This is a genomic window from Leuconostoc miyukkimchii, from assembly GCF_019656055.1.
Classification (GTDB): domain Bacteria; phylum Bacillota; class Bacilli; order Lactobacillales; family Lactobacillaceae; genus Leuconostoc; species Leuconostoc miyukkimchii.
Genome location: NZ_BPKY01000006.1, coordinates 113,850 through 135,746 on the forward strand (window position 1 = coordinate 113,850; position 21,897 = coordinate 135,746).

20 protein-coding genes are annotated in these 21,897 nt (G+C 36.0%); 1 reads left to right on the forward strand and 19 read right to left on the reverse strand.

From position 1 onward, the window contains the following. Positions 1-8: 8 nt before the first annotated feature. The 6 genes from hpt to pth all read right to left on the reverse strand — a co-directional run bounded on the left by hpt (position 9) and on the right by pth (position 6,827). On the reverse strand, positions 9-548 hold the full coding sequence (hpt, locus tag K5Q13_RS06545) for a hypoxanthine phosphoribosyltransferase (protein ID WP_220740909.1): 540 nt from the start codon (positions 546-548) through the stop codon (positions 9-11). After that, positions 548-1,855: a tRNA lysidine(34) synthetase TilS gene (tilS, locus tag K5Q13_RS06550; protein WP_220740910.1), complete on the reverse strand. Its 1,308-nt coding sequence runs from the start codon at positions 1,853-1,855 to the stop codon at positions 548-550. Before tilS ends, hpt begins: the two co-directional genes overlap by 1 nt. Positions 1,856-1,893: 38 nt before the next feature. Beyond that, positions 1,894-2,283, reverse strand: a complete 390-nt coding sequence (locus K5Q13_RS06555) for an FtsB family cell division protein (RefSeq protein WP_220740911.1) — start codon at positions 2,281-2,283, stop codon at positions 1,894-1,896. 61 nt (positions 2,284-2,344) lie between these two features. Beyond that, positions 2,345-2,641, reverse strand: a complete 297-nt coding sequence (locus K5Q13_RS06560; RefSeq protein WP_220740912.1) for an RNA-binding S4 domain-containing protein — start codon at positions 2,639-2,641, stop codon at positions 2,345-2,347. A 39-nt stretch (positions 2,642-2,680) separates the two neighbouring features. Then, on the reverse strand, positions 2,681-6,199 hold the full coding sequence (mfd, locus tag K5Q13_RS06565; protein ID WP_220740913.1) for a transcription-repair coupling factor: 3,519 nt from the start codon (positions 6,197-6,199) through the stop codon (positions 2,681-2,683). 58 nt (positions 6,200-6,257) lie between these two features. After that, entirely contained in the window at positions 6,258-6,827 is a 570-nt protein-coding gene (gene pth / locus K5Q13_RS06570) for an aminoacyl-tRNA hydrolase (protein ID WP_220740914.1), read from the reverse strand. Between the two features lie 118 nt (positions 6,828-6,945). On the opposite strand from pth, the gene cbpA reads away from it, so the two are divergent. Continuing rightward, complete coding sequence (gene cbpA / locus K5Q13_RS06575; RefSeq protein WP_220740915.1) at positions 6,946-7,590, forward strand: cyclic di-AMP binding protein CbpA; 645 nt, start codon at positions 6,946-6,948, stop codon at positions 7,588-7,590. Between the two features lie 32 nt (positions 7,591-7,622). Here cbpA and K5Q13_RS06580 read toward each other — a convergent pair whose 3' ends face one another. From K5Q13_RS06580 to K5Q13_RS06640, 13 genes are all read right to left on the reverse strand, one after another. After that, entirely contained in the window at positions 7,623-8,510 is an 888-nt protein-coding gene (locus K5Q13_RS06580) for a prenyltransferase (protein ID WP_220740916.1), read from the reverse strand. Between the two features lie 211 nt (positions 8,511-8,721). After that, positions 8,722-10,341 carry a chaperonin GroEL gene (gene groL / locus K5Q13_RS06585; RefSeq protein WP_220740917.1) on the reverse strand — a complete coding sequence of 540 codons (1,620 nt, stop codon included), beginning with the start codon at positions 10,339-10,341 and terminating at the stop codon, positions 8,722-8,724. Positions 10,342-10,413: 72 nt separating this feature from the next. Then, the gene (groES, locus tag K5Q13_RS06590) at positions 10,414-10,698 is read right to left on the reverse strand and encodes a co-chaperone GroES (protein WP_220740918.1); all 285 of its coding nucleotides are present in this window, start codon (positions 10,696-10,698) and stop codon (positions 10,414-10,416) included. Positions 10,699-10,837: 139 nt separating this feature from the next. Continuing rightward, the gene (locus tag K5Q13_RS06595; protein ID WP_220740919.1) at positions 10,838-11,671 is read right to left on the reverse strand and encodes a YitT family protein; all 834 of its coding nucleotides are present in this window, start codon (positions 11,669-11,671) and stop codon (positions 10,838-10,840) included. Further along, positions 11,671-12,048 (reverse strand): DUF956 family protein, encoded by a 378-nt coding sequence (locus K5Q13_RS06600; protein ID WP_220740920.1) that lies wholly within the window; start codon positions 12,046-12,048, stop codon positions 11,671-11,673. The genes K5Q13_RS06595 and K5Q13_RS06600 overlap by 1 nt, the downstream gene beginning before the upstream one ends. A 102-nt stretch (positions 12,049-12,150) precedes the next feature. After that, entirely contained in the window at positions 12,151-13,062 is a 912-nt protein-coding gene (locus K5Q13_RS06605) for a PTS system mannose/fructose/sorbose family transporter subunit IID (protein WP_220740921.1), read from the reverse strand. A gap of 14 nt (positions 13,063-13,076) precedes the next feature. Beyond that, positions 13,077-13,886: a PTS mannose/fructose/sorbose transporter subunit IIC gene (locus K5Q13_RS06610; RefSeq protein WP_220740922.1), complete on the reverse strand. Its 810-nt coding sequence runs from the start codon at positions 13,884-13,886 to the stop codon at positions 13,077-13,079. A 33-nt stretch (positions 13,887-13,919) separates the two neighbouring features. After that, a complete protein-coding gene (locus K5Q13_RS06615; protein WP_220740923.1) occupies positions 13,920-14,870 on the reverse strand; it encodes a mannose/fructose/sorbose PTS transporter subunit IIA in 951 nt (316 codons plus the stop codon). A gap of 204 nt (positions 14,871-15,074) precedes the next feature. After that, positions 15,075-16,055: a mannose-6-phosphate isomerase, class I gene (gene manA, locus K5Q13_RS06620; RefSeq protein WP_220740924.1), complete on the reverse strand. Its 981-nt coding sequence runs from the start codon at positions 16,053-16,055 to the stop codon at positions 15,075-15,077. Positions 16,056-16,249: 194 nt separating this feature from the next. Beyond that, on the reverse strand, positions 16,250-16,978 hold the full coding sequence (locus K5Q13_RS06625) for a phage tail tip lysozyme (RefSeq protein ID WP_220740925.1): 729 nt from the start codon (positions 16,976-16,978) through the stop codon (positions 16,250-16,252). Positions 16,979-16,999: 21 nt separating this feature from the next. After that, the gene (locus tag K5Q13_RS06630) at positions 17,000-18,649 is read right to left on the reverse strand and encodes a hypothetical protein (RefSeq protein WP_246574210.1); all 1,650 of its coding nucleotides are present in this window, start codon (positions 18,647-18,649) and stop codon (positions 17,000-17,002) included. Between the two features lie 205 nt (positions 18,650-18,854). Beyond that, on the reverse strand, positions 18,855-20,762 hold the full coding sequence (locus tag K5Q13_RS06635) for a glycosyltransferase family 2 protein (protein WP_246574211.1): 1,908 nt from the start codon (positions 20,760-20,762) through the stop codon (positions 18,855-18,857). 8 nt (positions 20,763-20,770) lie between these two features. Next, positions 20,771-21,823, reverse strand: coding sequence for a bifunctional glycosyltransferase family 2/GtrA family protein (locus tag K5Q13_RS06640; protein ID WP_220740927.1), 1,053 nt, complete (start codon positions 21,821-21,823; stop codon positions 20,771-20,773). Positions 21,824-21,897: the final 74 nt, after the last annotated feature.

A 21,897-nucleotide genomic window follows, 5' to 3' on the forward strand; every position in this document is an offset into this window, starting at 1 on the left:
TCTAGAAGTTAATCAGTATAAACTTCTTTTTTCAAAATACCAACATATGGTAAGTTCCGGTACAACTCTTTGTAATCTAAACCATAACCAACAACAAATTCATTACGAACATCAAAACCAACGTAGTCTGCTTCAATGTCAACCTTACGGCCAGCTTTTTTATCAAGTAATGTGGCAACTTTAATTGATGTCGCACCACGTTCAGCAAGTAATTCCTTCATAAACAGTAAGGACTGCCCAGTATCTACAATGTCTTCTAAAATAATTACCTGACGGTCCCGAATATCAGAACGGATATCTGTTACAAGTGTAATTTCATCCGTACTTTTGACACCACCATGATAACTGGAAACATTTATAAATTCCAAATCAAGGTATAAGTCAACCTCACGTAATAAATCAGCTGTCCAAAGGTAGGCACCTTTTAATACTGACAACACAACTGGTTTTTCACCAGCATAATCTTGCGTAATTTCTTTTCCCAGACGTACTGCTGCATCATGAATGCTAGTCTGGTCAAACAACACTTCTTGTATATCGTTATTCACTACTTTTCCTCAATTCGCCATGCTAACCAATATGGCTTCGCATCTTGTTTGCTAACAAAATCTGCGCTTATACGCCAATGTTGACGGATCTTAACCGCGATAATCACGTCATCTGACGTTGCCAAAACTTGCATATTTTGACGTTCAAATGTAGATAATTTTTCATCAATTGCTAACCGTCTCAATAGTTTATGTCCGCTTATGAGTGCTAGTTTATCACTTGTTTTCACTGGACGCAAGTATATTTGTGATGTGGGTAACTTTAATTGAAATGAAAAATAATGATCATCGTTATTCGGTTCATAATCTGACCACAAATACGTGCTTTTTGCAAAATTCTGCCATTGGTTTAATTTTAACATAATTGCCGGCAAAACTTGTAGTGTATTTGTTATTTTTGTACTATTTTCAAGATAGATTTGTTGATATGATTTAACAAATTTAACATTTTTTGATAGTTGTACGACACCAGTTGGTTTTTTATTATTTCTAAGCAATTGTATTATCTGAAAAATTTGGGTTTGTTTGAAGCGATATATGCCTTTTAATTGCATGTAGCGTTTGATCGTTTCCTCTTGCCATAACTCTGGAATAGCTTGCCAATCATGTTCGATATTTTGCACATAAACATCAACTTGTGCAGTGATTAATTCTGACTGCTTTTCAATTTGATTGGCAAAAGCATTAATATGTCTCACGGTTTGTGGATTAATTGTTTTCAATTGTGGAATTATGACTTGTCGTAAATAATTACGTGGCGTATATGTTGCATCTTGGTTTGTCTTATCCTCTTGCCAGTGAAGATTATTTTCCTGTGCATAATGTATCAATTCTTGCTTAGTTATCAACAAAAACGGTCGAATAATTTGTCTGTTTTTTGTATGCATTCCCGATAATTGACTGAGTTGTCCACCACGAATAAGCTTCAACAGCACAGTTTCTGCTTGATCATCAGCATGATGTGCGACCACAACTGTTTGTGTGTGATATTTTTTTGCTAACTGTTCAAAAAATTGATAACGGAAATCGCGCGCCTGCTTCTCAACCCCAATATCTGACACCTTAGACCAAGATGTATGCTCAAAAATTGCGTGATATTTCTCTGCTAAATCTCGCACAAAGCTTTCATCGGCATCACTTTCTTCACGCAAATGATAATTAACATGGGCGACAATCAACTTTGTATCTGGTAACTGTTGCCGCAGCGTATGTAACAAGACGACAGAATCCACACCACCAGAAACAGCCACAATAACTGTGGCTTCCCATTTATAAGATTGTAATTGTTTTTGAATTTTTTCAACCATTTTATAGAAAAAACACCATTCAGGTGCTTTGAAGTTTATTATTCATTAGGCAAGTTGTAGATAATTTCGCCTTGTTTCGTGTAACCATATTTATCACGTAGAATTTGTTGCAAATAAGTGGGATCTTCTAAACGTTTTGTATCTGACTTTAACTTTGAATTTGTTTTTTTAGTTGCTATCAAGCGACTTTGAGCAGAAGTCAACATCGCGTTTGCCGTGTGTAATCGGACTTGACTAATGAGTAATTGTACGGCAAAAATTGTGGCAAAAATAGCACCAAAAAAAAGAATCCGCTTCTCACGATTAGCGTGGGCCTTTTGATAGTGACGCTTTGCCTGCATATTAGCTGGCTCAGAATTACGTATAATGCTCTGTATTTCTGGGTTAACGTGTTGTTTATGCGATTGTCTTCTGTTATAAGTCGACATGAATTTACCTATTCCTAGTTTGGCACGTTCTTAGTGTTTTTTCAACAATCTTTAGATTTGTTTAAACATTGGATGATGTATCTTCGTCAGTTGTCCTAAAATCTTGCGCAAAGGTTTCACTAATAATTTCATACATATCAGCTGATGCTTCTTTTTTGGTTGTTTCAACAATTTTAATAACTCTGATACGTAAAGTTTTATTACCAAAACGTACTTCGATCTCATCATTGGTAGACACATTCGACGATGATTTTGCAACCTTATCGTTAATTGAAATTCGTCCCTGATCAGAAATTTCCTTTGCTACTGTTCTTCGCTTAATTAAGCGCGACACTTTTAAATATTTATCTAAACGCATATTTTTTCTCCTTTTACCTTGGTCAATGCGATACTATAACTACACTACAGCTTGTTCATGCGCAATCACAACTAATAAGAAATCACGTAAAATATTAAGCCAGATACTACTTTCAGCAATATCATCTACGGTCAATATGACTTGTAACTTGCCAGTTTCTGTGCGAATTGCTGCTTTTAGCGGAACATTGACTAACGTTTCAAAAATTGTCTCTCCGGCTAACTGTGTTGTTGCATCAGCACTAAACGATAAGGTTAACTGTTTCTTTTGTCTTCTAATGTTTGTAATTTGCGCTTGGTCAGCCAACTGTTTAATTTGTCCAACCAAAAGTAATCTTGCAACTTCGTCTGGCATTTCTCCAAAACGATCGAGCATATCAGATTCTATTTCCTCAAATTCCTCATCTGTTCGAGCTTGGCGAATACGCGTGTATAATTCAATTTTTTGTGCATTATCTGATACGTACTCATCTGGCAAATAAGCTAACACCCCTAAAATTAATTCAGCATCTGTTTCAGGTTGTTGCTTAGTGACATCTGTCGCCCCTTGCTTTTGAGCAACCGCATCTTTCAACATCTGCGTATACATGTCATAACCGACAGAATCAATAAAGCCATGTTGTTGTTTTCCTAACAAATCACCTGCGCCACGAATGCTTAAATCACGCATAGCTATGCGAAATCCTGATCCTAATTCTGTAAAGTCTCTGATTGCTTCAAGTCTTTTTTCTGCTTCCTCACTTGGTGTTCGCGTAAACGGATAAGTAAAGTAGGCATATGCTAAACGAGCAGAACGGCCAACACGACCACGTAGTTGATAAAGTTGCGACAGACCCATATGGTCTGCATTTTCAACAATCAATGTGTTCGCATTTGGAATGTCAACACCGGTTTCAATAATCGTTGTGGTTACCAAGACGTCATAGTTTCCATTCAAAAAATCATACAAAATGCTTTCCAGTTGTGTTTCAGACATTTGCCCATGAATGGCCCCAACATTTGCAGAAGGCACTAAGTCCTCTATTTGACTCACAACACGATCAATATCGGCCACACGATTATGCAGATAAAATACCTGACCGTTACGCGCCAATTCCTTTTCGATGGCATTTCTGACAATTGTCCAATCAGCCTCTAACACATAGGTTTGAATCGGATATCGGTTAACCGGTGGTGTTTCAATCACTGATAAATCACGTGCCCCAACCATTGCCATATTCAATGTTCGTGGGATTGGTGTGGCAGTTAATGTTAGAACATCAACACTATGCCGTAATTGTTTCAAACGTTCTTTGTGTTTTACACCAAATCTTTGCTCTTCATCAATAACCAATAGTCCAAGATCTGAAAACGTCACATCTTTGCTAAGTAAACGATGCGTGCCAACAACCACATCAATTTCATGTTTGCCCAATTGTGAGATAACAGCTTTATTTTGAGCTGATGTCTGGAATCGACTTAAAACACCAATTTTAATATCTGGAAAATCGTTGAATCGTGCTAGCATTGTTTCATAATGTTGTTGTACCAATATGGTAGTGGGTGCCAAAAACGCTACCTGTTTACCAGCATGAACGGCTTTAAAAACTGCCCGCAAAGCAACCTCAGTTTTCCCAAAACCAACATCACCAACTAATAAACGATCCATTGGTTTGATTTTTTGCATATCAGCTTTAATTTCTTCAATAGAACGTATTTGATCTGGCGTTTCCACGTAACTAAAGGCTGTATCAAATTTTAATTGTGCCGTATCATCAGGGGGAAATGCATACCCTTCCTGTGCTTCTCTTTTAGCATACAACGCCAATAATTCATCAGCGATATCTTCAATTTTTGTTGACACTTGGCGCTTTGTTTTTGCCCATTCAGATCCACCTAATTTGTTTAACTTAGGCGCCTTTGCTGCATCAGATGCACCAATATATTTTTGAATGAGATTCAATTGTGTGACAGGAATAAAAATTTTAGCATTTTTTTGATAAGCAACAGATAAGTAATCTTGTTTGCCACCATCAACTGTCATCGTTTGCAAACCTTCGTAACGACCAATACCATGATTAACGTGCACAACATAATCGCCAACATTTAATTCACTATATGATTTCAATCGTTCGGCATTATTAATTTGACGATGTCTAGGTGCTACACGTCGTGCTTGCGTAAACAATTCATGTTCGGTCAAAACTATCAAATGTAGCTTGGGCCATTCAAAACCAGACGATAACTCACCAGCCATTATTTGCACTTGATTGGCTTGTATACTTCTTGTCTCAATAATTGGTATTTTAAAGTCACTTAACGATTCACTAAAACTCTGACGACGTTTCTCATCACCAATGAGTAACACAACTGTTGTGCCAGAATTTTGTGCGTATTCCAAATCAGATTTTAGTGTGTCAATTTGACCATAGTACTGATTAGCAGGCCTTGTTGTCACTTCTTCTATATTTGTAAACTTAATTTTATTCAAACCACGTTGGAAATTGGCTAAATAAAGAACTGAACTTGGCGTTTGATGCAATAATTCTGAAAAATCGGCACGTAAAATTTGATCAGGTAGCAACTGATACGTTGTCAATTGTTTTTCCAACCATTCTTGATCACGCGTCAATTGCTGTAATTGCGTTTCTTTCAGTCGTGTCAACTCATCAACGATTATTAAAACATCGCCACCCATATAATCTAATAGCGTTGTTTGCCTACCAAAAAAATGGGTTGCATAAGGTAATAACTGATTACCACGCTCACGTTCATTTAACACATGTTGTGTTAGGGTGAATCCATCTGTTGCATGCTTTTTTTCGACACCAGTTAACTGCTTACGAAAATGATTAAATGCTAACTCAATTGTTTGTTTAGCATGATCATATTGTGTTTCCGACACAATGAAATCCGTTGCCGGTTCAATTTCAAAATGTTCAAGTATGGCAGTACTTTTTTGAGTTGTAACATCAAAACTTTTTAACTGGTCTAATTCATCATCAAAAAAATCTAGGCGAATTGGTTCTTCACTCGTTAATGGGTAAATATCTAAAATTGAACCACGATGCGCAAATTCTCCAGCACCTTGAACTAATTTGGTAGGCGTGTAACCCATCATCATTAAAGTTGCTTCAATTTCACTTATACGATAAGTTTCCCCAACAGCAATAGACAGATGTGCCTCATCAAGTGTTTCAGGCGTTGGTAATAATCGCTCTACTCCAGCCAAGCTAGTCACAACGATTTTCGCATCACCACGACGTAAAGCTAACAAACACGCGATTCGCTGTAATCGTAAATCAGGTGAACTGATTGCTATTTCGGTTGCTATTGATTCTTCTGCCGGAAAGTTCAACACATTTGTCATGAGCGTAGATAAATCACTATATAGCTGATCCGCATGAACTTGTGTATCCGTGACAAGTAATATTTGACGTGGATTTGATTCATACAAGGCAGCAATACTTGCTGCACGTGCACTGCCATTCACGCCTAAAAGCAACTGAGAAGCATTCTCGGTTGCTTGATGACTCAATTGTTTAATTGTATCTGATTGTGCTAAAAAATGAGTTAGCATGCCTGACTTATATTCCCCTATCAAATCAATAGCTAGTGGCTTTTATGTAGTAGCCATACTAGCCATTATATTTATTACTCAATGTTTCCACATTATCGCCTTGAATCCAGTCTGTAATCGCCAAGGTACTTCGATCAAGCATGCTGTTGACATCTTGAGTCTCAGCCTGTGAAAACTTACCTAAGACATAATGAATGACAGCTTGTTGATCATGATCTGGATGTCCAAGACCGAACTTAAGTCTTAAAAATGTTTGTGAACCAGTATGTGCCATAATCGACTTCAGCCCATTATGACCACCAGCTGATCCTTTTGCACGAAATCGTAATTTACCAAAAGGTAGATCCATATCATCGACTAAAACCATCACGTCACTGTTAATGTCACCACCATAATAATCTAGTACTGCACGTACCGCTTTACCAGAATCATTCATATACGTCGTTGGTTTAACTAATGTTACTTGTTCACCGTCAATTGTTACCTTTGCTATCATAGCAAATTGTTTACTCGGTACAAATGTCACCTTATAGGCTGTGGCAATAGCATCAATTGCCATAAAACCAATATTATGACGTGTTTTGTCATACTTAGGTCCAATATTACCTAATCCAATAATATATTTCATGTTAATTATACGCGCTTCCTTAAAAAATTCTCAATCTTAATTACCAGTATAACAGAATTCTGTGTTATCATGATATATGGCTATTTAATGATAAAAAAACTAATTTTAGGATACGCATATGCTTCATGAAACCTTAATTACTCCAAAAGCAGAACTCACTACCGTGACGGAAAATACAACTATTGCGCAAGTGAATGATTTATTTAATTCACCAAGTGAAGCACATACACGTACAATGCCAATTCTCGATGAATCAGGCAGTCTTTTTAGAGGTAACGTTTATAAGCAACATGTCTACGAACATATTGCTAAAAATGGTGACATGAACCTACCCGTTACAGCAATTATGCGTAATTCCACTAAATTTATTTATACAACAAGTAAGTTTTATGAAGTCTTCTTTGCAATCAGAGATTTACCTTTCATCGCTGTTCTAGACGAAAACCATCATTTTACTGGTATTTTTACGCACGATGCTTTGATGGATTTATTATCACAAAGTTGGTCTGTGCACACTGGCAGCGTCGCCATCTCTGTTGCAACACATAAAGCACAAGGTGACTTGAAGAAAATTTCAAGTATTATTTCTCGCTATTCAAATATCGAATCAGTTTTAAGCTTACAACCATCAAACGACGACATTACATTAATGTTCACGCTACCACTTGCAGTTGATAGTACACAATTACAGCGACTTGTTACTCATCTAGAAAAAAAGCATTTTAATGTTACAAGCATTGAAGACTTACAACGTTTTAAGTAAAAAAATGACCCATTTAACAATGGGTCATTTTTTTATAGCATAATTCCGGCTAATAAAGTGACTGTCAAACCGAGCATAACAATCACTAAATTTTTGATAGCCAGAACAAACGTCTCGCTTTTCACAGGATGATTCACGAATTCACGCGCATAACCATAAATAATTGGGAGCAATATAACTATCGCATAAGTCGTAATAGGTAACCATCCCACAATTGTCACAATAACAATTTCTACAAAAGCGGCTATCGCCCAAAACAGATACATTCTCTTACTCTTTTCAATACCTAAATAATGCACCAACGTGTGCCTTTGGTTTTCCTCATCTTCATCATGATCAGCAATGTTATTAGCGAACATAATTTCGGCAATAAAAATAGTAAGCGGTAGACTAACAATAAACCATTGAAAAAGCACACTGGGTGTTGGTATCATTCGCGTATTAACATACACTTGTGCAATAAAAATAAAATATCCCATGGTGATACCAGAAACAATTTCACCAAACGGTGTATTTGTGATTGGCTTAGGACCGGCTGAATACAAAAAGCCAATCAAAAAGCTCACAATACCGATAATCCAAGTGATATAGTCTGTTCGCAATGCCACGGTAATACCTGCGACTGCTGCAATCACAGTCAATAACTCTGCAACATGTAACACTTGTTTATTGGTGACAACTTCACCTTGTGCCTTTTCACGTAAAAATTCATTAACCTTTTGATGTTTCGCATCTTGATAACGATTGAATGTGTTCACTGCAAGATGGACACTGACCGTTGCAATAACCAATAATAAGGTGTTCAGCCAATTCAATCGTGCATATTGCCACTGACTGTATGCTAAACCAACCAATAAAGGCGCTACACTTGGAATCACTACACGAATTTCAACTAAGTCTAAAAATTGTTTTGGTGTCATTTTAAATTAAACCTCTAATAAGATATTTTACCAGAAAACCGCCCAAAACTGGCTTTTATCTACTACACTAACCAAATCAATTTAAAAGATTCGGCAGCAGTCATTAGATTTCTAACTAATGCTTCAAGTTTGACATAATTTTTTCTTATGATAAATAAAAAGAGTGAATTTCACTCTTTTTATTTTACAAATTAATTTAAAACCAGTTTAATTACATCATACCTGGCATACCACCTTGTGGCATAGCAGGTGCAGCATCATCACTTGGCAATTCAGCAACTACAGCTTCAGTTGTCAACAACAAGGCTGAAACAGATGCAGCATTTTGCAACGCTGATCTTGTCACCTTAGTTGGATCAACAATACCAGCAGCAATCATATCCACCCATTCACCAGTAGCAGCATTGTATCCAAAGCCTTCAACTTGTTCTTTCAACTTGTTAACAATAACTGATCCTTCCAAACCAGCATTTTCAACAATTTGACGAACTGGTTCTTCTAAGGCCTTAATGACAGTGTTAATACCAGTTTGTACATCACCTTCTTCTGACAATGCAGCAACAGCTGAAATAGCATTAACTAGTGCCGTACCACCACCAGAAACGAAGCCTTCTTCTACTGCGGCACGCGTTGCATTCAGCGCATCTTCGATACGATACTTACGTTCCTTTAATTCAGTTTCAGTTGCAGCACCAACATTAATCACAGCAACACCACCAGCCAACTTTGCCAAACGTTCTTGTAACTTTTCACGATCAAAGTCAGAAGTTGTTTCAGCAATTTGTTGCTTAATTGTTTCTACACGTGTTGCCACGGCAGCTTTGTCACCAGAACCTTCAACAATTGTTGTGTTGTCTTTTGTCACATTGACTTTACTTGCTTGTCCAAGCTGGTCAATCGTCACATCCTTTAAGTTCAAACCAAGATCTTCTGTAATAACAGTACCACCAGTTAACACAGCGATATCTTCAAGTTGTGCCTTACGACGATCACCAAATCCTGGTGCCTTAACAGCAACGACATTAAATGTACCACGCATCTTATTCAAAACCAATGTTGGTAATGCTTCACCTGTAATGTCATCAGCAATAATTAATAGTGCACGTCCTTGTTCAACAACACTTTGAAGCACTGGCAAAATTTCTTGAATGTTACTAATCTTCTTATCCGTTACCAAAATGTACGGATTATCCAAGTTAGCTTCCATCTTGTCATTATCAGTTACCATGTATTGTGACATATAACCACGATCAAATTGCATACCTTCAACAACATCTAATGTTGTCTCGATACCCTTTGATTCTTCAATAGTGATGACACCATCGTTACCTACTTTATCCATTGCTTCAGCAATAAGTTCACCAACTTCTTCATTGGCAGCAGAGATAGAAGCAATTTGAGCAATTTCAGCCTTTGTATTGACTGTGTGTGACATTTCATGCAACTTTTTAACGGCTGCAGCAGTAGCTTTTTCAATACCAGTACGTATTCCAACTGGGTTAGCTCCAGCAGTAACGTTCTTCAAACCTTCGGCAACAATTGCTTGTGTCAAAACAGTAGCAGTCGTTGTACCGTCACCAGCAATATCATTTGTTTTTGACGCAACTTCGGCAACTAGTTTTGCACCCATATTTTCGAAATGGTCTTCTAATTCAATCGCTTTAGCAATTGTCACACCATCATTTGTAATCGTAGGGGCACCATATGATTGCTCCAAAACAACGTTACGCCCCTTAGGACCAATTGTTGTCTTAACAGTATCAGCTAACTTATCAACGCCAGCCTTCATCTTTGAACGTGCATCCTCTGAAAACTTTAACTCTTTAGCCATGGTTCAAATACCTCTTTAGAATTTTTATATAATATACTTTTTTACTTTTTATGTGTATTGATAAATATTGTGTTACTCAACGATTGCAACGATATCTTTTTCGTGAAGTGCAAGATAGTCATTGCCGTCAAAGGACACTTCTTGACCTGCATACTTGTCAAATAAAACTTCGTCATCTACTTTAACTGCTAAATCACGAATTGATCCGTCATTTAGAACATAACCTGTTCCTGCAGCAACAATTTTGCCAGTTACTGGCTTGTCCTTGGCATTGCTAGCCAAAACAATACCACCAACTGTTTGTTCTGCAGCTTCTGTTACTTCAATAATCACGCGATCACCTAACGGCTTCAACATGAGATAATACCTCCGAATTTTATTTTTAGCACTCTTTTAAATCGAGTGCTAATTACAACTTTAAGTATATCACGTTGCCATCTATTGTCAATAAAAAAAGTGCATGAAATGCACTTTTATACCCTAAAATTAATTTTTATTATATAAAGGTGCCACCATGCGCCTCACTGATGTCATAAGCAAATATAAAGGCCTTTGGATCAACAACATGTATCCCACGAACTAAGCGATTATACTCTTGATTATCTAGTATAACCATCAACATTTCTCGTGCATCACCTGTATAACCACCACGTACATCCATCATAGTGTAGCTGATATCATTTCTAGTGAGATATTTTTTAATATCTTCAACTTGCGTATTGCTTGTAATATAAACCATCTTTCGACGATCTAATCCAGTTTCAATGTAATTCATAACAAATGCAGTAATCATTAACGAAAACAGTGCTAGAATAAGTGCTTCAAGACCATCCGTTAGTAAGTTTCCAAGAGACACTACTGTATCAATGACTAATAATGATAATGCGGGTGCAATACGGAAGTATTTTTTTAAAATCATAGGTGGTACCGCGGTGCCACCACTAGAGGCATCAACACGATATAAAATCGCAACGCCCACAGCAAATATCGTCCCACCAACTAATACTGCAAAAGTGCGGTCTGATAATACTTGAAAACTTGGCGTCACTTTCAATAATACCGGCAATATCAGGCTACCAAAAGTAATGCGAGCAGTAGTGCCCCAATCTAGAAATACAGCAGCCAGAACAATCATAAGCAAGTTAACTACCAAAACAGTAATTGCTCTATCCAAGCCAGTGATTTCATTCATTAAAATTGCAAATCCAGTAGCACCACCAGCTGCCACCTTAGCTGGTGCATAGAAAAAATTAATACTAATAACCACAATTTCTAATGCGACCACAATAGTCAAATAACGCATAACTTGAAATTTTTTCAATAACCTCATTAAACACCTTTCTTATGCTTCCGTTTAAAGACATTTAACATACGCTTTACGAGCGTTGGATTTTTCAACACCTTATCATTACCAATATGTTCGCGAATCGTTTTTAAGACCCGACCTGATTCTGGCGAAGAAAAATCAAAATTTCCCTTATCTGTCTCAATACGAAAGCGGCGACTTATTTTCTTATTTGATGACACACTAGCATAAACGGCATTAATGTTTTTCCAAGGAATTTGAATAAAATCATCAACATTATTGTCATTAAAAAACTCAAAAGCGTTATCACCCAGCAAAAATTTGCCATACTGTGCACCAATCCCTAAAAAAGAGATTCCTTGTGCTGTCAACTCAACTTGACTATTCAATGATTGGACCATGCTTTGTCCCCTTATTTGTTTTACTTATGAATTATATCACTGTTATGTACAAAGGCGCTCGTCTGATTAGGCGGGCGCACTTTATTATTGATTTATCATCTATTACATGATGTGTAGTACACGCATCAAGATACCAAAGATAAAGATACCTACAATCATAACAATAGGTGAAACCTTTTTCTTAAGTAACCACATAGCAAAGAATGTGAGCAACAAGCCCATCAAACCTGGAATCAAACTATCTAAGTTTGATTGCAATGTGTTAGGTGCCATCTTTGTCAATGAAAGACCAGAGGCTTGATCACTCAAGATTTGTTGCAATTTACCACCAGTGACAGAACCACTAGGGAAATTAATATATGCCCCATCAGCTAATCTCTTAGCTGGTAGTTCAACGGCAAATTTGATAGAAACCCAACGTTCAACCAAGACGGCTAAGATAAACATTCCCAGAATTGAAGCACCCTTGGTAATATCTTTTAACAAACCACCAGACAAATCTTGTGTAATTGCAGATCCAGCTCTGTAACCAAATTCTTGTGTGTACCAAATGAATGATATACGAATCAAGTTCCATAATACGAAGAACAAGATTGGCCCTAGGATATTACCAGATGCAGCTAATGAAGCACCCAAAGCACCCAAGATAGGACGAACAGTGAACCAGAAGACTGGATCACCAATACCAGCCAAAGGACCCATCATACCAATCTTGACACCTTGAATGGCAGTATCGTCAATAGCGGCACCGTTAGCACGTTCTTCTTCCAATGCTAAGGTGACACCAATAATAGGTGAAGCAACATATGGATGTGTGTTAAAGAATTCCAAGTGTCGCTTTAATGCGGCTGTGCGGTCTTCTTTAGTTTTATATAACTTTTTAATTGCTGGTATTAGAGTATACGCCCAGCCCACGTTTTGCATACGCTCGTAGTTCCATGAACCTTGTAAAAACTGTGAACGCCATGCGACAGATAAGCGATCATTACGTGTTAATTCAATCTTTTCAGCCATCATATTGCTCCTTTCTAATATTGGTTCAAAATGTCGCCAACCGGATCACCCGAATTGCCACCATTTGAACCACCGCCACCATTACCACCCATTTTTGATAGGTTGATATAGATCAAGGCAAGAGCAACACCAATTGCACCAAGTGCAATCAACGTTAACTGACTAACCGCAGCCAACGCGAATCCTAGAGCAAAGAATGGCCAAACTTCACGCGTTGCCATCATATTAATAACCATTGCATAACCAACCGCTACAACCATACCACCACCGATAGTCATACCACCAGTCAACCAATCAGGCATAGCAGTCAAAGCAGCTTGAACTGCAGATGCTGGAATAGCAATCAACAATGCAGCCGGAACAGCAATACGCAAACCTTGTAGCAATATACCAACTAAGTGCAAGCGCTCAATTGTTTTATAGTTACCTTCCTTAGCTGCTGCATCGGCACCGTGAGTCAAACCAACGGCAACTGTACGAACAATCATCGTCAAGAACAAACCAGCGACGGCTAGCGGAATGGCTGAGGCAACGGCAACAGAGATACCTGTTGGCGTAAAGTTACCACCCTTAACCATGATGATGGCTGAGGCTACTGAAGCCAAAGCAATATCAGGTGCGACAGCGGCACCAATGTTTGCCCAACCAAGAGCAATCATCTGCAATGAACCACCAAGCATAATTCCTGCTGTTAAATGACCAGTAGCCATTCCAATTAATGTTGCCGAAACCAATGGTTGATGAATTTGAAATTCATCCAAAATACCTTCCATACCCGCGAAGAAGGCAATGATTACGACTAAAATCACTGCGACTATAGACATAGTTTAAACACCTTTCCTAATAAACGTTTCAAATTACTTAACGTTAGCTTTTTTAATCAAATCAAACAGATTTGCATTACTATCATTTGGTACTTTACGTACATCGAATTCAACACCCAAATCACGCAATTTTTCAAATGCTGCAACGTCTGCCTTGTCCATGGATAACACTTTGTTAACCATGGTCTTACCTTCTGAATGCGCCATTGAGCCGACATTAAGTGACTTAATTGGGACACCACCTTCTACTGCGCGTAAGACATCTCCAACTGTTTCAAACAGCAAGAAGGCATCAACACCACCAAAACGGTCATCTTTTGAAACTTCTACCATTTTGCTGATTGGTACGATATTGGCCTGAACACCATTTGGTGCAGCTTGTTGAATCAAGCTTTTACGCAATTCATCACCAGCTACCGCATCAGACACAACAATAATACGATTTGCTTTTGAATCCGGTGTCCATGCTGTTGCTACTTGACCATGTAGTAAACGTGTATCTAAACGCACCAACTTGATATTGATGTGCCCAGGTTTTAGACCTGCTGTAGAATCGGCCTGCTTAGCCACTGCTGCCTTTGGCTCTTCTGCCTCTGGCACTGATCTGACACCGTCTTTAGATACTGGTACTAAATATTTCGCTAAATCAGCTGCGGTGTTCATACCAAGTCGACCGCCATAAGCCTCAATTAGCATTGGTAAGTTTAAACCAGCTACAATCGCCTTGTGCTCTGGATCCTGTTGCTGTATCAAACTTGCGCGGTTAAACGGTGAACCACCCCACAAATCAACCAAAAACAACGTGTCGTCATCATTATCAAACTTAGATAGTGCCGTTTGATAATGCTTATCTAAGTCATCTGGTCCTTCTGTGGGTTGAAATGTAACAACTTCGACGTTCTCTTGCTCTCCGAAAATCATTGAACCTGACATTAAAATGCCTTTTGCAAAGTCACCATGACTGGCAACAATAAGATTAACCATCGATAATCTCCTTCTAAATAAATTGTTTACTTAATGATTATAACTAAGTACCCTCAAATTGTAAACGCTTCCAAGATAACTTTATATTATCCTCTACATTTATTAGTATACGCTAACTATGAAAATAAGTAAACGCTTTCATTACGACTTACACGTTGCTATTAAAAAACCTACAACGCGTTTTCTGAAAACTTCCAATATGGCCTAATTATCTAGGTAAGCCAGCTCCTGCTGATTATAGCTATTTGGTGTCACAAAGCTCACCATCACTTCCCCATGACCATCTAATGTATAGTTAGCGCTATCTTTTAACATAATAAAATTATCACCTTTTTTAAGGTAATAAGTTGTATCACTATCAGTCAATGTTATTTCACCGTCGATAACATTAAATAATTCGTACGGATGATGTTGATTAAAATGGCTTAGCCCACGAACTGATAGTTTATCAATTGTAAATTTAGGTGACGTTAACAGCCTAGTTAAAATGGTATTATCTTTGACATATGTTCGCTGATTCAAAATAGGATCAGTGTGCGGCACTTTAGTCACAGCTATTGCCTCTTTAATTTGTAATGGACGTACTTTATTTGTCTTCGCATCTACTCTGTCAAAATCATAAAAACGATAAGTTGTATCAGAACTTTGCTGAATCTCTAACGCCAGTACGCCTGCCCCTAACGCATGAAAAGTACCTGCCGGCACATAAAAAAAATCACCTTTTTGCACTGGTAATGTTCGCAACAATTTATCCCATTGTTTATCGTCAACCTGTTGCGTTAATTCTTCTCTGTTTTTGGCATGGTGCCCGTAAAAAAGTTTCGCATCAGCAGTCGCATCCAAAATATACCAACTCTCAGTTTTACCAAAGTTTTCTGATGACTGTTTATCATTTGGATGAACTTGAATAGACAAATTATCATGTGCATCAAGTATCTTAACAAGTAATGGAAATTCTTCATTGGCATCGTGACCGCCAAACAACTCCGGTCTCTCATTCCACAATTGTGTTAAAGTCTGCCCTTGGTATCGACCATTGATAATAGTTGACACGCCATTTTTATGTGCTGCTACGACCCATGCTTCCCCGACATGATCAGATGGTAATTCGTAATTAAACTGTTTGAGCTGTGTGCCGCCCCAGATTTTATCATGTAGTTCAGGTTGTAGAATTAAAACTGTCATTGATTGTCTCTCCTCATCACATTGTAACTGTTTTCGTTTTTAATTAAAACGTTTTACTGCATTTAATTGTATGCGCTTTCATTTTACCACATACAAAAGAAAAAGGCTCACTAATATATACACACATTTATCGTGTATATATTAGTGAGCCTCGTTACTTCAGCTAATTCAAATTTTTGAACACATAACTAGATTTAGTATGGTAATGTATCACCCACATATACTAATTTTTGTACTTTTGATACATCCACAGTACCATTCATATTGTTTTTTTGCATATACCGATAAACAAGTTGCGCATTTTTACCTCTTGTTTTTTCTATAATTTCCTTTTTATCTGGTGAAACTTCCCATTCATTATTAAAAATAACAGCATTCTGTACAACGTCTTTATTATTCACTAAGGCGTATTGCTTTAATACTTCGACAAAACTGCCATCTTGGTGTGTCATAAATTCCAACTGACACTGCGCAAGCCACCACTCACCATGATATTTTTGATTCGCAAATGTAATTAACTGTTGCCGCCTCTTTGCAGACCATTGTGCAAAACCTATGTCTTTATCGCCTACTGTATTTTTCTTCGTGTTTTCTAACGATCGGTAACTCCAATCCCCTTGAACCGCAATTGGATCAATACCGGATTCTTGTATCCAATTACCTAGTATGCCAGCTATACTACTGGCTGATAAACCGTATTCATCATGCAAATAAGTATATATTTGCTGAATATATTTTTCATTCCCAATAGTCCCGTCCTTTTCTTGTGTTACTTTCTCATCACTGTCACGACTCTTTTTTTGAAAATTACTACTAGCTTGATGACTATTCTCTCTTGCCTGATTAATAGTTAATCCAATAACAAAGATACAAAGAATCGCGCTGAACATCTTAAAAAAATATGTTTCCACTATTTTTCTCATCAATTCTCCCCAACTACCATGTTAATTTACAGCAACGCTATTTAACAAAAATTTTTTAGTATACATACCCTTTTCGATATTTTTATTAAGGTATTTTCGACTCATGGCTTTAAACGTATAATGTTCATCAATCACCAACACATCATCATATTTTGAAATTAGTCCAATAAACTCTGATCGACTCAGTTGACTTATATCTTCTTTAGCATCGACATGATCAGAATATAAGTAATACTTACCAACATACTGCGTAAAATAGTTATCAATTTGTTCTTGATCTGCACTAATAATTAAATATTTTTTATGATTTAAAGTCATATTATTGCCACTAATTTGTTTGATTTTTTGAGGTATGCTTGTCTGATGATCATATAAGTTATACTTAATACCATTATTTTCCGATAAAATTAATAACGTACTGATAAATAATAACAATATACTTGCATATTCATAACTATACTTATTTTGAAAACTTTTAAATGTTCGAAAGCTCCTCATATTTATACGTTGCTCATAAAATGCTTGATCAATCGCCCTGACAGCAAAAAACGCATAAATTCCTAAACCAAATATTACGACACTAGACGCATAACGATCAAAACCCGCTAAAGATAATGCTTCTTTATTTGGCATTGAAAAAATAAACATTAACAAAATACCAATATAATACAAAATAATTATCACATTCGTGATTAATAAGCCACTGACTAATCTATTTTCCTTATGCTTAATCATATACAAGGAAATAATTGTTACGATAAACAACAAGTTGATCAGTATTACACCTTGAGTTGGCAATGTAGACAAACTCAAAATATGATGCCAAAATTTTTGAATAATATGACTAACAATTTCTGATGTTTTAGACTCGTAAATATCACGATACGCTGCAACACTCACCTCATGCTTCGAAATCTGGTGACCAAATGTGTACTTAATATGCAGCAACCATGAAATATACGGCGCCATACTTAACAAAATTGTGGTAATAATTAATCTGAATTTTTTAAACACAGTCCAGTACTGTTCTTTGTATATAAGCACGGTTATCAAAAAATAAAGTAGCACAATGATAACGAAAAATATGCCATTATTTTTAATAATACCTAAAAATCCTGTTAAAATAACCGTTATCGTTGCCAGAACATACATATTGTTTTTATAAACAAATATCCCAGATATAGCAGCCAATGTGACTAATGGTAAAACAAAATCAACTAATAAGTTATTCATACGTATCGCAGTATTGAAATAGTTAAACAAAGAAATAATCAGGAATATGATTGCAAATGTTAAAACATTATTTTTATCTTTAATTACCGCAACCATGGCATACAAACACGATATAATTAAGCAAAATTGTGCAAATATCATGACGCCCTCGTTGAAACCGATAAAGTTAACAAAGTAGTAACACCAAAGTGATGTCCCAACTGGATAAGATGAAAAACCAATGATATCACTATGGACATTAGGTAAAGATTGCTGTGTAAATAAATATTTAACAATCAGTCCCCAATGTGAAAAGTTGTCATAGTGTAGTAATTTACTCTGTAATAAGGTTATGCCTAATAGCAGGCTGTATGCCAAAAATGACAAAGTAATGATATTAAGTTTCTTTAAAACGATACTGTTTCTTCGCCATTTTTCTATAACAAAGTATACTGCCAATAATAAGCCAATTCTAGGCAGTATTAAACCAAAGAAATATAACAAACCAAGCAAACTAGCTATGTATAATACGATGATTATGCCACTAGTTTCTATTATCCACACCAGGTATTTGTTGCAATTAAGCTTATTTCTCAAAAGGCTAGCATAACCATAATTTGAAAATAACAATAACAAAACTTTTATACTAATAGTTACCACTATGCTATTCCCCACGCCAGTTTTTAAAAATACTGTTCAGTCGAACAATTCGATGATTAATGTTATCAAAAAGCAAATCAAATGTTGTTATCCAGCGATCTCTTTTTTGAGGCAGTTGCTTATTATAACCATCATGAATTATCTGCAATAATATACGGTAGCTTTCTTCATCATTTGTTTTTATATCGAATAAACAATCATTATTACTCATTCTCTGATTAAATTTTGCTTGTAATTTCGCACTATATCGTTCTGTTACAATCGATATATTGTAACTTTCCTTTTTTTTAATAGCGGTTATGTCATTTATATCTAACGCCAGCAGTGATTCATTCATATATTTAATTTCTACATTGTTGTGCATAGGAATGCCATCGACAGTTCCTTCAATATAAAAGTATGGTTCTTCGTATATAGGCTTTCCGATACCCAACAACACAGAAAAAAGACTATTAACAAGATTATTTAATAACCAAAAAGTAATGACACTACCATATAATATTTCTGATCCAAATTTACCATAGTTAAATTTAATCAAACTCACAATTGTTAAAATTAAAATGATCAAATGTGGTAAAACATAAAACCAATCTTTTTTACCACTACCGCTACCATTTTTTTGAGTGACCTTAAACTTAGAATTTTTAATACCTATCGTCTCAAGTATCACTGGTAATACAAGATATGGGGCAAAAAACAATTCTTGTATTTCGCCCCACCTTTGATTTGTAATATCGCCTGAATTATTTTGCTTCACCAACATCAGCAGTAAGTACCCTGGAACCCAAATCATTAATAATAACCAAAAATTACTGTTTACCACACGAAAATTAAATAATGCGAATAATATTGGCGCAAAAACAAACAACAATCTGCCCAAAAACGACCACCAATATAAATAACCATTAAAGAAAATAGTTTTTTGTGCCCATGTTAAGTTCTTATCAGACAACAAACGCAAATTTTTCATACTTTGAATCATGCCACGAGCCCATCTAGTGCGCTGTTTAAAGACGCTACCAATATCAGTTGGCGTCAATCCACTAGCCATAGGTTCTGTTGTTGAAATACTACTATAACCTGCGCTATTAATTTGTACACCCAGTTGAAAATCCTCTGTCAATGTATTAGTAGGAAAGTACCCCGCTTTAATAATAGCTTCTCTCAAAAAAAGTGTATTAGAACCAGTGTATACAGCGCTGTTATAATGTGAGTTCAAAATATTAATTTCTTTAGAAAAAAAATCTTGCTCATTAGGAGTCACCTGGTCTGCATACAAATTTTTTTGGAATATATCTTTATTATAAAAACTCTGTGGTGTTTGAACAAAACCAACTTTTTGACCAATTAATTTAGAATAATGATCAAAAAAATAAGGAACTACTGTCATTAAAAAATTAGAATACGGTATCATATCAGCATCAAACGTTGCTACCAAAGGTGATTGACTTTTTAATAGCGCATTATTAAAGTTCCCTGCTTTAGCATGTTTATTTTTGGTCAAGCCAATATAATTAATTTTAAATTTCTTTGCCAGCATTGCCATTTCAGGTCGATTTGAATCGTCACACAGATAAATATGCACCTTACTTTTATCAGGATATGCCATGAATGTACAAGCATTAATTGTTTTATATAACAAATCAGTTGCTTCATTATGCGTTGCAATTAAGATATCAATATCAGGAAAAACATCTTTCGATGTGATACTGATCTCTGGTATCTTTTTAAAAGTACTTTTATTCCATATCAGTATAAAAGCCGTTAAAGTAGACAATATTTCACTCAGTAATAAGAGAATACCATATATTAATTCAAAAATTGACCTATTAAATGGTAAAGTGAATACACCACGCCATGTTAGATACATAATTGAACAAATTAACGTCACACTATAAACGATTTTTTTCATAGTACTCATCAGTGATCACCACTAAATATCACTTTTTTCTGCACCTGATAGCTAATAATAAATAGACAGGTATCCACGACAACTTTCAATATAGTGACATTGATAACTGTTATATGTTCACTCAAAAGTGTTACGATTAACGAAGAAAGTAATATTTGCACCAAAACCAACAGATAATATTTTACGATACTCATTCTCGTATCATTTTGAAATACTAGTTTTTTATTGATATAGTAGTTAAATATTGAAGAACATAATCTAGAAACAATTGATGCAATAAGTATCATGCCAACTGGAAAATCTTTCAGTAATTTAATGCTTAACATAAAAATAGTAATATCAACAATAAATGAGCCCATGGCAGCAAGTATATATTTAGCGAATATTGTATAAATACTAACCGAATCGTAAAACATTCTAAAGTGTGATGACTTATTTTCTTCTAGATAAATTGTAGTGATTGGCACCTCAATAATGTCAACATGATTGTCTCGTGCTTCTATTATCATATTCATTTCAAACTCAAATCGCTCACCCGCCATATTGGCTAATGCTTTGAAATAATTTCTAGGAATAATGCGTAATCCTGTTTGTGTATCAGATATTTTTACCCCTGTTGCTACTTGTGTCAATTTAGCAGTTAATAAATTACCAAACTTACTACGAAATGGTACATTATTATCAAATGAACGTGTTCCAAGCACTAGTTTCCTACTGTCTTTTAAAAATACAGTTTGACATTCTTTCATGTCATATACAGTGTGCTGACCATCAGAATCAATTGTAATCAAACCAAGTGCATCTGGCAGTTCTGCCATCACATAGTTGATAGCTGTCTTCAATGCCCTTCCTTTACCTAGATTGGTATTGTGCTTTAAAATCGTAACCTTAAACTGTGTTGCAATATTTTCAAAAATATTATCATATGTCTCTGAACTACCATCATTTATAACAATAATTTGTTGCGCAGATTCAATTGTGTCATTTATAAGTTCTTTGATTAATTTAAAAAGTCTTCCGTCCGGATTTAAAGACGGAATAACAATTGGTATACAACTCATTTTGTTTTCCCCTTACCACTACCCCTAGTTAGTTAATCTACTAAGTCTCATCAATTTAGTATCACTTTTGCAAA